The sequence below is a fragment of the Ferroplasma sp. genome (genome assembly GCF_037442045.1).
In the GTDB taxonomy this organism is placed as follows: domain Archaea; phylum Thermoplasmatota; class Thermoplasmata; order Thermoplasmatales; family Thermoplasmataceae; genus Ferroplasma.
Genome location: NZ_JBBIRC010000001.1, coordinates 22557 through 36245, shown reverse-complemented (window position 1 = coordinate 36245; position 13689 = coordinate 22557). Strand labels below are relative to the sequence as shown.

General features: G+C 34.4%; 20 protein-coding genes. 13 read left to right on the top strand and 7 right to left on the bottom strand.

The window, feature by feature from the left end; genetic code table 11:
• Positions 1–18: 18 nt before the first annotated feature.
• From WKI77_RS00225 to WKI77_RS00215, 3 genes are all read right to left on the bottom strand, one after another.
• A complete protein-coding gene (locus WKI77_RS00225) occupies positions 19–375 on the bottom strand; it encodes an ArsR family transcriptional regulator (protein WP_337859826.1) in 357 nt (118 codons plus the stop codon).
• Positions 376–476: 101 nt separating this feature from the next.
• The gene (locus WKI77_RS00220; protein WP_337859825.1) at positions 477–734 is read right to left on the bottom strand and encodes a UPF0147 family protein; all 258 of its coding nucleotides are present in this window, start codon (positions 732–734) and stop codon (positions 477–479) included.
• Between the two features lie 4 nt (positions 735–738).
• Positions 739–1038 carry an Lrp/AsnC ligand binding domain-containing protein gene (locus WKI77_RS00215; RefSeq protein WP_337859824.1) on the bottom strand — a complete coding sequence of 100 codons (300 nt, stop codon included), beginning with the start codon at positions 1036–1038 and terminating at the stop codon, positions 739–741.
• Between the two features lie 328 nt (positions 1039–1366).
• Here WKI77_RS00215 and WKI77_RS00210 point away from each other — a divergent pair, with 328 nt between their 5' ends.
• The gene (locus WKI77_RS00210; RefSeq protein WP_337859823.1) at positions 1367–1972 is read left to right on the top strand and encodes a thymidine kinase; all 606 of its coding nucleotides are present in this window, start codon (positions 1367–1369) and stop codon (positions 1970–1972) included.
• Here WKI77_RS00210 and WKI77_RS00205 read toward each other — a convergent pair whose 3' ends face one another.
• A complete protein-coding gene (locus tag WKI77_RS00205) occupies positions 1973–2722 on the bottom strand; it encodes a hypothetical protein (protein ID WP_337859822.1) in 750 nt (249 codons plus the stop codon).
• A gap of 62 nt (positions 2723–2784) precedes the next feature.
• Here WKI77_RS00205 and WKI77_RS00200 point away from each other — a divergent pair, with 62 nt between their 5' ends.
• On the top strand, positions 2785–3270 hold the full coding sequence (locus WKI77_RS00200; protein ID WP_337859821.1) for an acyl-CoA thioesterase: 486 nt from the start codon (positions 2785–2787) through the stop codon (positions 3268–3270).
• Between the two features lie 13 nt (positions 3271–3283).
• Entirely contained in the window at positions 3284–3799 is a 516-nt protein-coding gene (locus WKI77_RS00195; protein WP_337859820.1) for a hypothetical protein, read from the top strand.
• On the opposite strand, the gene WKI77_RS00190 is transcribed toward WKI77_RS00195, so the two are convergent.
• On the bottom strand, positions 3794–5146 hold the full coding sequence (locus WKI77_RS00190) for an acetyl ornithine aminotransferase family protein (RefSeq protein WP_337859819.1): 1353 nt from the start codon (positions 5144–5146) through the stop codon (positions 3794–3796). The two genes, WKI77_RS00195 and WKI77_RS00190, sit on opposite strands and share 6 nt — an antisense overlap.
• A gap of 179 nt (positions 5147–5325) precedes the next feature.
• Here WKI77_RS00190 and WKI77_RS00185 point away from each other — a divergent pair, with 179 nt between their 5' ends.
• The 8 genes from WKI77_RS00185 to WKI77_RS00150 all read left to right on the top strand — a co-directional run bounded on the left by WKI77_RS00185 (position 5326) and on the right by WKI77_RS00150 (position 10712).
• A complete protein-coding gene (locus WKI77_RS00185) occupies positions 5326–6315 on the top strand; it encodes a VIT1/CCC1 family protein (RefSeq protein WP_337859818.1) in 990 nt (329 codons plus the stop codon).
• A gap of 69 nt (positions 6316–6384) precedes the next feature.
• Positions 6385–7158 (top strand): ABC transporter ATP-binding protein, encoded by a 774-nt coding sequence (locus WKI77_RS00180; protein ID WP_337859817.1) that lies wholly within the window; start codon positions 6385–6387, stop codon positions 7156–7158.
• Entirely contained in the window at positions 7155–8747 is a 1593-nt protein-coding gene (locus tag WKI77_RS00175) for a hypothetical protein (RefSeq protein WP_337859816.1), read from the top strand. The genes WKI77_RS00180 and WKI77_RS00175 overlap by 4 nt, the downstream gene beginning before the upstream one ends.
• Before the next feature lie 21 nt (positions 8748–8768).
• Positions 8769–9221 carry a 30S ribosomal protein S19e gene (locus WKI77_RS00170; RefSeq protein WP_337859815.1) on the top strand — a complete coding sequence of 151 codons (453 nt, stop codon included), beginning with the start codon at positions 8769–8771 and terminating at the stop codon, positions 9219–9221.
• A gap of 48 nt (positions 9222–9269) precedes the next feature.
• Positions 9270–9611, top strand: coding sequence for a DNA-binding protein (locus tag WKI77_RS00165; protein WP_337859814.1), 342 nt, complete (start codon positions 9270–9272; stop codon positions 9609–9611).
• A 2-nt stretch (positions 9612–9613) separates the two neighbouring features.
• Positions 9614–9769, top strand: a complete 156-nt coding sequence (locus WKI77_RS00160; RefSeq protein WP_337859813.1) for a 50S ribosomal protein L39e — start codon at positions 9614–9616, stop codon at positions 9767–9769.
• A 9-nt stretch (positions 9770–9778) separates the two neighbouring features.
• Positions 9779–10051, top strand: coding sequence for a 50S ribosomal protein L31e (locus tag WKI77_RS00155; protein WP_337859812.1), 273 nt, complete (start codon positions 9779–9781; stop codon positions 10049–10051).
• Between the two features lie 4 nt (positions 10052–10055).
• Positions 10056–10712 (top strand): translation initiation factor IF-6, encoded by a 657-nt coding sequence (locus WKI77_RS00150; protein WP_337859811.1) that lies wholly within the window; start codon positions 10056–10058, stop codon positions 10710–10712.
• On the opposite strand, the gene pyrE is transcribed toward WKI77_RS00150, so the two are convergent.
• The gene (pyrE, locus tag WKI77_RS00145; protein ID WP_337859810.1) at positions 10707–11207 is read right to left on the bottom strand and encodes an orotate phosphoribosyltransferase; all 501 of its coding nucleotides are present in this window, start codon (positions 11205–11207) and stop codon (positions 10707–10709) included. The genes WKI77_RS00150 and pyrE overlap by 6 nt on opposite strands.
• A 77-nt stretch (positions 11208–11284) precedes the next feature.
• Between pyrE and pyrF the strand changes: the two genes are divergently transcribed.
• Together pyrF and sppA are read left to right on the top strand one after the other, a co-directional pair.
• A complete protein-coding gene (pyrF, locus tag WKI77_RS00140; RefSeq protein WP_337859809.1) occupies positions 11285–11920 on the top strand; it encodes an orotidine-5'-phosphate decarboxylase in 636 nt (211 codons plus the stop codon).
• Positions 11921–11936: 16 nt separating this feature from the next.
• Positions 11937–12668: a signal peptide peptidase SppA gene (gene sppA, locus WKI77_RS00135; protein ID WP_337859808.1), complete on the top strand. Its 732-nt coding sequence runs from the start codon at positions 11937–11939 to the stop codon at positions 12666–12668.
• Positions 12669–12678: 10 nt separating this feature from the next.
• Here sppA and WKI77_RS00130 read toward each other — a convergent pair whose 3' ends face one another.
• A complete protein-coding gene (locus tag WKI77_RS00130) occupies positions 12679–13689 on the bottom strand; it encodes a nicotinate-nucleotide--dimethylbenzimidazole phosphoribosyltransferase (protein ID WP_337859807.1) in 1011 nt (336 codons plus the stop codon).

Here is a 13689-nt window from a genome sequence, read left to right as displayed (position 1 = left end):
ATTTATAAAAATAATATATTAATTTTTAAAATTTTTTAACTGATTTATCGTGCTATTTATTTCATCTATCTTTTTTTCACGTTCATTTATTATCTCTTCAAGTATTTCATTGAAATCCTTTGATAGTTTATATCCATGTATGGGCCGGCCCTTGCCTTCTTTTTTCATATTCCGCTTTACTATCCAGTTTTTTCTGCGTAACCATTGCATTGCTATGGATACTTCTGGTTGCCTTAAACCAGTTTCCCTTTCTATCTCTACAGATGTTATTTCTCCCTTGTCCTTTATGTACACAAGCGTGTATGCCACACTTCTTGGTATGTCCGACACCATCAAGTATTTCGCTAATTTGTTAACTTCTTCAGAAAGCGCCATTTTAATCTGTTAATAATATTATAATGTTATAAATATTTAACTATGTAAAAAAAAATTAATATATAATAACTGAAACATTTTTCGTTGTTCCATAAATTAATTTATGATTTAGAAAGTGCTTCCAGTTTGCTAATTATGGTATATATTGCTGCCCTGCCATGTGAGGGTACATTCGGGTCATTGGACATATCATCAAGTTTGGATATGACAGTAGCACACCTGAGATCAAGGCTTTCCTTATCTTCTTTCATCTTCTCCTTTGCTTCAGCAGAGGTCTTTCTAACATTTCTTGGCATGGAGGAATCATCTTCCAGATCATCCATCAGTGCCATAACTTCATTAAATAAATTCTCATCCATTATATCACCTCATATATACATCCTTAATGATGGACAATACCATCATTGTTCTGGATTTTCTTATCCCTTCTATTGAATTAAGGTTATTAACTATGAACTTTTCAAGAGCTACGTAATCGGGAAATCTGACTTTGATCAATAAATCGTATTCACCGGTAACCACAAATATTTCTTCGACGTTTTTGTTTTCTCCAATTATCCTTCCAATTGTATCTACGTTGTTTACATCCGCTTCTATCCCTATCAACGCTGTTATGATTTTGTTATCATAATATTCTCTAAAATTTGTTATCTCTGCCTCCATTAATTCACCCGGGTATGTCCATAATCATGTCTATACAAATAAGATTTTCGAAGATGATAATTAAGCGCATTAAAAGTATGTCATAGTCGAAACTGAGCAAAATAACATAAATTGAGTAATATGTGTATTTTTACCGGGTTATGAGTATGGAATAACAATTGGAAATAAATTCTTACGAATGCAGAAAAAATATGCAGTTAAATTAAATTTAATAGAATATTAATAAATGCCTGGAATTAAATACAATTGAAGGATTCCGCAATTTCTATTTTTAACAACCATAGCTCCGGAGAGTCAAAAAACATATACAAGTTAATTATACGAAAATATGAAGAACATCAGTATGGGCAAACTAATAACAATTACAGGCCCAATGTTTTCTGGGAAAACTTCCAGATTAATTGAACTGCTTGAGCGCGAAATTTTGGCCGGAAGGAACACATTGCTGTTTAAGCCAGAAATTGATAAAAGGTATGATACAACGTTTGTAACAACCCATAAGGGAATGAGGCTTCCTGCAATAGTTCTTAATGTTGATAATGAAGGAGTGAAAAAAATGTATGAACTTTCAAAAAATGTTGATGTAATAGGCATAGACGAGGCACAATTCTGGAACCATAATTCAATATTGCCAGAAATAGCCGATAAAATCGCCAGTGAAAATAAAATTGTTTATATCGCTGCATTGAACAAGAACCATCTTGGTACCCCGTTTAAAACATCTATGGAAATCATAGCAAGGTCTGATCAGGTTTATTCTCTGACAGCCGTTTGTGCCAGATGCGGCGAGGATGCAACATTTACACAGAGAATTATGAATGGCAAAGAAGTATTCGGCGAACAGATTAAAATAGGGGGAATGGAAAGTTATGAGCCCAGATGCAGGAAATGTTTTGTTCACCCTGATGCTGTAATAAGCAGTAACAATGAATAATTATTTTTTAATATCTATTACCTTTTCCATATTGGATGAAATAAGCATAGTAGCTTTTCCTCCTTTATAAATAAAATCCAGCATTGCCCCTATTATTTTCAGCATTTCAGGGTCTTTAAAGGAGCTATTATAAAATAACTCCCTTAGTCTGGCATATTTTATATTTTTTAATGTTTCAATATTGTCAATGGCCAATCTTCTTTCAGATATAATTATAAGTTTATCGGCTTCTATAAGAGTTGCAAGCAGGGAAGAAGCCGAATAAATATCAACACTTTCCTTTGAATCAGAATAATACTGAAGCTCCTTTGCAACTGGAAAATCCGGTATTACAATAGGCAAATATCCATCTGATAAAAGTGCCATTATTGCGGATTTTTCCAGCACATCCACCGGTACCGGCTCCATTATTAATTTGTTGACTCCATTTCTATCGCCGTTTTTATTATTGGATAAAGCATTGTTAGCAGATGAAACCCTGGAAATTTCAACTCTGGCAGGAACTGGTACAATATCTCTGGAATACCCTGCTCTATATTTAATGCGATCATAAGTGTTCAATATAGAACTTATCGAAATAAAACTCTGATCTGGATACCATGCATATTTGCAGCTATAAGTAAATACAATTTCATTTTCGGAAATAGTTTTACCAAACTCTTTGAATATTTCTTCAAAAAAAGTTAAATTCGGATTTTCCGTATTTTCTCCAGAACCATTCTGGACTGCTGCTATTACAATTCTCTGCATGAAGCATCATCAATAATTAAGTATTTATGATAAGATTATTAAATTATCTATAATAAACCTGCATGGAAAAAAGAGTAAGCGAATCAGAAGTTAATTCGGAGATTATTGTACTCCCTGAAGATACAAACATGTTTAGTGATTTATATGGTGGACGCCTTGTAGAATGGATGGATAATATAGGAAGCATAACTGCATTTAAGCACTGCAGAAAAAAGGTTGTAACAGGGAGTATAGACAGCCTGTTCTTTCTTTCGCCAATAAAACTCGGTTATATAGTTCATTTGCACTCTATGGTTACTTACACTACTAAATCAACAATGGAAATTGAAATTGACGTATCCTCGGAAAATGTGGAAACTGGAAATAAAAGTGTCACGACCAGAGCATTTTTTACTTATGTTGCAATTGATGAGAATGGCCATGCTTCAGAGATACCTGAAATTATTCCTGAAACTTCAGATGAAAAGGCCAGATTTGAGGAAGCCATAAAAAGGTCTGAATATCGCCTTAACTCTTTAAAGAACATAAGAAAAGACCTGAAAATTTAATTCAGTGATTGAAATGAACGGCAGCATATATGAAAGAGAATTAATGAACATACTATCAGGAACAAAAAACACGGTGGAAAGAATAGCAAAAAATCTGGATCCGGTGTCAAGGGATACAATATATACAATATTCGACAAACCATTCTATGTTGCAAGGGCAGCAGGATCATTTGGGGCAGATCTTGTGGCTCTGCGTGATGATTATTCTCTTGTTATAGAGGTAAAATCCTCATCCAGAGACCATTTAGCATTCAGTGAAGCCTCCGGAACCAAGCAGGATCAGGCATTAAAATTGCATAATAGATGTATCTTATCCGGGCTTTTTATAACTTATGCATACAGATTAAAAAATTATAAGGGTGATTTCTGGAGGTTCTTTTCAATAGAGAGCAATTATAGTTATAAGGGAAAAATGAGGGGACTTTATGAGCTTCTTCCAAAGCAGGAAGTTACAAAAACGGGAAATTATATACTGAGATGGGAAAATGGCCTCCCACTTACAACTTTAATAAATTATTTAAATTTATAAGCTCTGTTTTATTGAACTTCCAAGTATATTCATTGCCTCATCGATCTGTTTTTCATTTATTATAAGTGGAGGTATGAAACGAATTCCGCTTTCTCCAGCTCCAAGCAGTATAAGCCCTTTTTTGTATGCATTTTCTATAGTTTTATCTCTCAGTTCGCTGAAATGTGCCTTCGTTTTCCGGTTCTTAACAAAATCTATTGCCTGCATTAATCCAAGCCCTCTCACATCTCCAATGTTATCGTACTTTTCCTGCAGTTCATGCAATCTTTTATTCATATAGTCTCCCATTTTTCTGGCATTTCCGAGCATATCCTGATTTTTTATTTCCTCAATTGTTGCACGGCTTGCAACTGAAGCCAGAAGATTCCCGCCAAAAGTATTGGAATGCAGCCCAGATTTTTCAAAATCATATTTGCTTTTTACAACCGATGCACCCATTGGTATTCCCGAAGCAATGGATTTAGCCACGGACATAATATCAGGGTCGACACCAAAATATTCTGATGCGAAGAATGTTCCAGTTCTCCCAAAACCTGTCTGGACTTCATCCATTATATATAATATTTCATTGTCATGTGCGAGCTCCATAAGTTTTTTATGGAAATCTCTTGGTGGGACTACATATCCTCCTTCTCCCTGTATGGGTTCAACAAGTATGGCAGCAACACTATTGGATGGCAAAAATTTTCCAAACACATAATCTTCCAGATAATCTAAAATTGCATTTGTAAGGCCATCGGGATCATCATACCCATCTATATTGAAAGGATTTCTGTATGGATCTGGAAATGGTATGTGTGTAACTCCATCCATCTCAGGGAAAAATCCATCATGATGTATAGGCTGTGATGCTGTGAATGCCAGTGCACCCATTGTTCTTCCATGGAAGCCCCCTATAAACCCAATAAACTGTGGCCGCTTTGTATAGCTTCTGGCAAGCTTCAGTGACGCTTCGTTGCTTTCTGCACCGCTATTTGTATAAAAGACCTTTTTGTCATGGCTCCCGGGAGAAACATTGATGAGTGCCTTTGCCGATTCTACCTGCTCTTCATAGTAAAAATCTGTTCCTGCAAAATGCCATAATTTATGCAGCTGATCCTGAACTTTAGAAATAACATACTGATTGCCGTAACCTATATTTGTGGTGCTAATTCCACTTGAAAAATCAAGGAAAACATTTTTATCAACATCTTCAATATAACATCCCAAACCTCTTGATGCAACAACAGGCAAAGACTTTGTTGAAGTCGCCAGGTATTTTTCATCTTCTTTTATTACTTTTTTTGCATTTGGACCAGGCAGTTCAGTTTTAATTTCAACGCCGTTTAGCAATACATTATTTTCCATAAAAATATAATCTTAGAACAGTTATATAGTTTGCCATCAGTACATTTTTGTATTATTATATTATTGGTATAATAAATTAATCTCTATTTATGGTTAATGCTCTGTATACGATGTATATAACAATAAAGGTATACCTAAATGAGCGGGAGCCCTTTTATATGATTGCTCTATTTAGCTGTATGGTTGCAGACTCCAACCCACGATATCAGATAAATTTCCTTCGTGATGAATTGACAGATATGGTGTTCTATTCATATATGTACAGAACAACAGATGATCCTGATCTGAAAGAGAACTTCAGGAAACTTGCAGCTACTGAAAGTGAACATGCCAATTTCTGGGGAGAATCACTGAAATCATCAAACGTAAATATGAACAAGATCAAGTACAGGAAATTTAAATATCTTTTCATGATAATAATAAGAAAAGTTGTTGGCAAGAGCCTTATTATTAATTTACTTGAACACGGTGAATATCAATCAATTAAAAAGTATAAAGCTTATCTTGATAATTATAAAGAAGATGATATTTACAAAAAAAAGGTGCATGATCTGATTATTTCAGAAATGGAGCATGAAGAAATATTTGCAAATAAAATTTCTAACAGTGAAAAAAACATTCAAAAGAGCAGGGATTTTCTATATGGCATGAGCGACGGACTTGTTGAAGTACTTGCAACCTTAGTTGGCCTTTCCGCCATAATAACAAATCATATGGATATTGCATTGAGCGGCATGGTTGTAGGAATAAGCGGAACATTCAGCATGGCACTCGGTGCATATCTTGCACAGAAATCACAATCTGAATATAAAATTGGATTGCTTAACAGAAAGCATATATTTTCGAAAAGCAGGGCAATAGAAAATATGATCGGCAAATATTCTGCTGAAGCCACACATTCAGCATTAAATACCGCTGTTTCTTATATACTTGGTGCTGTAATTCCAATATTGCCCTTTATTTTTTTTTCCAGGTATGTAGCAGTAATATTTTCCGTTATCCTTGTCTTTGTAGCGCAGGGAATTTCAAACTCAATTGTAGCACTTTCCCTTAATATCCCAATATTTAAGTCGGGCTTAAGGTCGGCATTGCTTGCACTTGGTGCGGCTGCCATAACTTTCACTGCCGGAGAAATATTCCATTTGCTCTTCCACATAACATTGTTTTGAATAACAATTAATGTTCGGCTTCCTTGCTGCCAACAAAAATATTTATAATATGTTTTAATATTAATATTGTTGAACACTATTGAAATAAATAATTTATACAAAAGGTATGGAAGTACCACGGCGCTTAATGGAATTAACCTGTCTATTGCAGGAGGTCAGATATATGGCATACTTGGCCCAAACGGATCAGGAAAAACTACACTCCTGAAAATAATGGCAGGAATCCTGCCCGCCTCGTTAGGGGAAATAATAATTAATGAAATGCCTGTTTCCGAAAATTTAGATAATATAAAAGCTATAACAGGATATATACCAGAAACTCCAGCATTATACGAATCGCTTACTCCTGTTGAATATTTTAATTTTATTGCATCCATATTTAAAATAGATGCTAATGCATTGAAAGAAAGGATAACTGCATTTTCAACTGCACTGGAAATAGAAAAATATCTAAATGAATTTATAGGGTCGCTTTCATTTGGCACAAAACAAAAGGTTGCAATTATAGGGGCATTGCTGCATGATCCCAAAATCATTGTTATGGATGAAGGAATGAACGGGCTTGATCCAAAATCATCGCGCATAATTAAAGAATTATTAAAAGATATGACCAAGCAGGGTAAAACTGTAATTTTTTCAACACATATCATGGAAATAGCTCAAAATGTCTGTGATACAATATCTATATTATACAATGGAAATATAGCAGGGACAGGAAATCTTGAGCAGCTAAAAAGTGAGGCAGGATCCAGCAATGGTGATCTGGAAGGAGTATTCCTGAAGCTTACTGGTGATGAAGATCTTGATAATCTTATCGACTCTCTGAGGGAATCGATAAAATGAAAAATCAAACTCTGTTTTTAAGTAAATTGATAATGATTGAACAGCGTTACCTTGCTATAAAGGATACACCAAAATTTCAACGAAATGTAAATACAGGAAATAAAAAAGCGTATTTTACAAGAAATATATTAATGACATATGTGGCCAATGCTGTTTTATTTACCATGGTATTTGTCTTTCTCGATTCAGTTTATTTTGAAGAGAATGAACCATCAATGCTTGCGTCATTCGGGCTTATAGTGTTTATATATTTATTTATAATAGGCATATATAATTCAATAGTTTTTCTGAATTCGGTATACAATAATAATATCATGTCCCCATTGAAATCATTGCCAATTAAGGTTAATGTAAATGTTCCATTTGTATCATGGTTTATTTACAATTCATCTTCATATATCTTTGTTGTTTTCCCCTCTGCTATATTTTTTTATTTGCTCACAGGCAATTACGAAACCATACTGCTTACAATAATTTATGCTTTTCTTGTATTAATCCTAAGTTTCATTATTTCATCAATTCTCTTTGTTTATTCAGGGAAAAAAGCTAAAACACATACCTCTATTAAAAACGTTATTAAAATTATGGCACTTTTTCTGTTTTTAGGTGCATTTTATCTTTTACTTGAAGACCCATCGTACTTTGGATATGTTAGCAGCGCAGTAGCAGCACTGCCTTTTTATATACGTGTCTTCGCATTTCCCATAAATCTTGAATATATTATATATTTTAATTCTGCACTTCCTGTATTATACAGAATAATCGAAATATTATTATCATTACTTTTTCTTGCATTAGTTATCTTTATATATTTCTCTATGAGATACAGAATATACAATATATTGATGACATCGGAGGAAAATACATCCAGTGAGAAAATAAATTCAAGGTTGAAAACAGGATCAACGCTTGTAGCTTTCCTGAAAAAAGATGCTAAAAGTACATTCAGAAAACCACAGAATTTATCATATATATTTCTCCCGGTGCTTTTTGCTATCCCGCTGTTTATAGGAATAGGTGTCGGGTCTGGCATGGATTCATCAATGTTTTCACTGTTTTATCTTGTAGAGTTTGTTTCTTCTTTCTATTCAATTTACCTTCTTGTTGTTGAAGGCAAAGGCATAGAGGTTTTGAATTCACTGCCTGTGAAAAAGCAGTCAATAGCATTTTATAAAGGCATATTCGGTTTAATCATATTTTCAATCATAGTAATGGCATTCATACTTGTTACAATTGTTATGAGCCATAAAATTTTATTTATTTACATTTTTGAATTTTTGGATGCAATAACATTGTTTTATGTAATAATAATGGTAAATCTCAACAGGCTCCTTAAAAAATTGCCGCCAGGGACATCTAATTTAAATTATTATTCATTTGGAACTTACCCAATGCTGCTTATATTTGTTATATCATTATTACTCCTTGCAATATCAGTGTCTCTGTCAATTGGCATTTCATTTTTCCTGTTCCGCACAATTAATTATTATACTTATTTTGATCTTTTAGTTAATGCAATGCTGATCTTATTTTTGTTTGCAAAACCTAAAATTTTTAAAAATAACGAAAATGTTATAAATAGTTTATAAATAAACCTGCATCGTGATAATATGGTAGATGTTAGAGAAGTTCCCGCAGATTTATTATTAAATAAGCTTGCATCAGAATTTAAGGAGAACAAAGTTGCGATACCTGACTGGGTAAATTATCTTAAAGACGGTATCGGAAGAGAGCGTGCATGGGTTCAGGATGACTGGTATTATACAAGGCTTGCTTCAATTATGAGAAAAGTTTATTTAAACAGCAGCATTGGAATAGCAAGACTCAGCCAGGAGTATGGAAGCCGCCAGGACAGAGGCACAAAAAGGTATCATCCCGTCCAGGGAAGCAGATTCATAATAAGGAGCATACTTCATTCCCTTGAAGCACTTGGATACCTTAAAAAGGATATAAAAACAGGAAGATCACTTACACCTGCAGGGCGATCCATGCTTGATAAGGCAGCAAAGGAAGTAATGAAAAGCCTTGCTGAAAAGGATAAGGTTTTTGAAAAATACCTTTAATAAAAAATTTTATCAACATTGTATTAATGTCTATATCTGGTGTTGAAAATGGATAATGATGATGAATTAAATAATATACGCAAAAGAAAACTCCAGGAAATGCAGAGAAATGCTCAGCAGGGTGAAATGGATGATGAAAACCGGAAACAGGGTGAGCAGGAAGACGCACAGAGGCAGCAAATACTGAGGCAGATATTATCCACCGAAGCAAGAGAGAGATTAAGTACACTCAAACTTGTAAAGCCAGACCTTGTAAGCAACGTAGAAAACCAGTTAATTCAGCTGGCAGGAATGGGCAGAATCAACAGGGTTATAGGCGATGATGAATTAAAGGGAATACTTTCAAGGTTAATAGGGACAAAAAGAGAAACAAAAATAGAGAGAAGATAAATATGAGCAAAAACAAGCCGCTTGGCAAAAAAATTAGATTAATGAGACATGTAAATTCAAACAGGAGAGTTCCAGGATGGGTGATGATGAAAACAGACAGAAAGATGACACAAAACCCAAAGAGGAAAAATTGGAGAAGATCAAACTTAAAAATATAGGTGTTAACGATGGTAGAAAATAATGAATTATCCACAGAGGAATTAATAACAGTATCGCTCAGAGGTGCAAGGTCATCATCGAGAAGAAGAAGGGCTGACACAGCAATATCTATTATTAAGGATTCGGTATCAAAATATACAAAATCCGAAAAAGAAAAGATCTGGATCGATAACAAAGTAAATGAATTAATATGGAGCCGTGGCAGGGAACATATACCCACAAAGGTAAGTTTAAAAATAATTAAACTCGAAGATGGCACAACTGAAGTAATACTGCCGTAATATCATGATTAACAAATTATCTATATTTGACAGTGATTTTATCGGTGTATATGTCAAAGTTTTTAAAGATTTTGCCATTATACCGCGGAATGTACCGGAAGAAACAAAATTATCTATAGAAGAAACATTAAAAGTCAGAACTGCAGGTGTGATAATTGATAATTTCAGCTTAATTGGCACCATGATTGCATTCAATTCCAATGGAATTATTGTATCGGGCCTTTCTGGCAAAGATGATTTTTCAGGTATTGATATTGGCAATAGAAATCTTGTTATTTTAAAAGACCGGCTAAATGCTATAGGAAACAATATTATAACCAGTGACCGTGCAGCGATAATACATCCTTCCTTTACCGAATCATCTGAAAAAGTGATAGGGGATATACTTGGCGTTGAAGTAATAAAATCAACTATAGCAGGAGTTAAAACCGTTGGAAGCGTTGCAGTGCTTAATGATAAGGGAATGCTCGTTTCACCGGAAGCAAATGAAGATGAAATAAAGGAGTTAAGCAATATATTTCATGTGCCTGTTAAAACAGGAACCGCAAACTATGGCAGTTATTATATAGGTGCATCAATTCTTGCAAACTGCAATGGCGTAATGGTTGGAAATGCAACTACATCAATTGAGCTTGGCAGAATAGATGATACATTCTCATAACAGTTCAGATACTTTTTTGACCGATTCAAGCTTAATTCCATTTTCTTTCAATAGTTCACTTCCACCATTTTCCCTATCAACCACACATAAAGCATGATCTACTATAGCACCACTGTTTCTCAGCACCACTGCTGTTTTCAGCAGAGAATTGCCAGTGGTTACAACATCCTCAATAAGATCAACTTTGTTGCCAACAATTATATTTCCTATTACCCTTTTTTTGGTTCCATGCTCTCTTTCTTCCTTTCTGATTATAATATAGGGCTTATTCGTTTTTAATGAAACTCCAACAATTAAAGGCACAGCGCCGAGTTCCATTCCTGCAACAGTATTGTATATAGTTTTTTTTGCAAGTTCATCACAAATTTCAGATAAAGTCTCAGGGTATGTGCACGCTTCCTTTATATCAATATAATAATTTGACTTCTTCCCCGATGTCAGTGTAAAATCTCCAAATTTTATTATACCCTTTTCTATGAACATTTCACGATCCATACTGGCTGATTAACCTTTTTTATTTAATTTTATGTATTTTGGCATATTTAATATAGAGCCATACTATATAATCAATAATGGACAATAAAATTATATTTGCTCTGGATGTTTATAATTATGATACTGCAATAGAACTGGCAAAAAATGTTGGTGATAAAGTTTTTGCAATTAAGGTAAACTGGCCCGTAATTCTGGAAAACGGTATAAAAATAGTTAGAGATCTATCAAAGTATTCAAGCGTTATATGCGATTTTAAGCTGGCTGACATAGACAATACAGTAAGCCTGATCACAGAAAAAGTACGGGAACACGGCGCATATGGAATAATAAGCCATTCATTTACCGGTTTAAATTCATTGAAAGCGGTAGTTAAAAGTGCAAAAGAAATGAAGGTTTTTTCTGTTGTGTCAATGTCCCAGGAATCATATTTGGATAATATTACAGAGGAACTGATAAACACATCAAAGGAAGCAGGGGTTTATGGCCTTGTTGCGCCGGGAAACAGACCATATTACCTTAAAAAAGTTAAAGAACTATCAGGAGACCTGAAAATAATATCTCCCGGCGTGGGCGCACAGGGAGGAAATATTACGGAAGCCATACTTCTCGGTGCAGATTATGTAATTATTGGGAGATCTATTTACAATTCACCTGATCCGGAGAAAACTATAGACAATTATGCTGATAGTATTAACAATAAATTAAATAAATAGTTTTGAATGTTAATATATGTATATAGGTATTTTAAATTTTAACGGAACTATAAATCACGGAAGCCTGAGTTCGTATATGCCAGTTCTGGAATATATAGAAAAGAAAAAGAAGGTTAAAGCCCTTTTACTTGTAATAAATTCAGGCGGCGGGGATGCCAATTCAACAGAAATACTTTACAATCAATTGATCAAGATATCCAATCAGAAACCTGTTTATGCACTGATTGAAAGCGTTGGTGCATCAGGTGCTTACTGGCTTGCATGCTCTGCTGAAAAAATATTTGCCATGAATACATCACTGGTAGGATCAATAGGAGTTATAAGCATGTCTCCTGATCTCTCTGAATTTCTTGATAATTTTGGAATAAAAATGAGAATTAACAAGGTTGGAAAGTACAAGGATATTAATTCCCCATTCAGGCCAATGACAGAAGAAGAAAATAAAATTTATTCAAATATTATGAATGATATTTATTCATCATTCAGGGATGAAGTCAAAAAGAGAAGGAACTTTAATGAGGAAGAGCTTGAAAGTATTGCAAACGGGCTTGTATTCTCTTCAAAGCAGGCAAAGGCAACAGGATTAATCGACGGTATTGGCACAATGGATACTGTAATGACTCTGCTAAAATCGAAAACAGGAATAGAATCCATCAAAAATTTAACGCCAAAAAGGCCTTTTATATCCAGAATTGTATCGATGTCCATGGAAGCAATAAACAGTTTCATGGAATCCTTTTTCGGATAACTATTCCATCTTATTTCAGGAATAATTTATATGTATTTTTTATACTTTCGTATATTTTTTCAGGATCATTTCCAAGAAGATAAGAAATGCCGAATGCAGCACCAAAGCCGGTGCCTTCCTTCACATAACCCTGATCATAATATTTCAATCCATCCATTCCGGAAAAGTTCATATTTGCATAAATCAGTTTTGATCCCACAAGCTTTTTCATAAGCATTTCCTTATCCTTCATAATATAACCTGTTGTGAATACATATCTGTTATCCTTATTATTTATCTTTTGATCAAGATAGAAAACTGTGGCCATCTGTGTTCCCCCTGCATAAAAAATTGTTGATTTTTTCACCGCACTGCTTATCCCAAGAGCAATTGCCATCATATAATCTCCAAATTCTGCTATATTATCATTATCATCCCTAAAATTTATTTTTCTACTCAACGCCTTCTCTGCATATGCCTTTTTAATCCCGTCTGGAGAATCTTTCATAGAGCTACTGGTCATTTCATTTATCCCTTCGGATAAAAGAACGGTGTAAGCTGTTGTCGTGCCTCCTGGAACACTCTCCGAGATGCATATATATTTATACTTTCCATCCAGCAAATTGCCCAGGTATTTTCCGTATTCCATGGCATTCCAGTAGTGTAACAATGCTCTTTTCTCTGATCCATTTCCTGCACTGCCGAGCCCAGTTTTTATAAATGGAATTTTAGGGTCCTGAACCATTCCTGAATCCACTATTAAAATATCAATTCCAGACAGCTGATTTGATCCCCTTGTAATAATAGACGGTGTCGGTATTCCATTTTCAGTCATTGGTACAACATTATAACTTATGCATTTTCCAGCATATATTATCTCGGAATCCAGTACAGGTGTTAATTTTGTTAATTCGGGAGATGCCCCTGCATCGGATATTCCCGGAATTGTTGATACCTCTGTTGTGCCAGCCAGAAGTATATATAATATATCATTTTTATCACTGATATTATTGTAAATGCTATTTCCCTCGACTATTTCCAT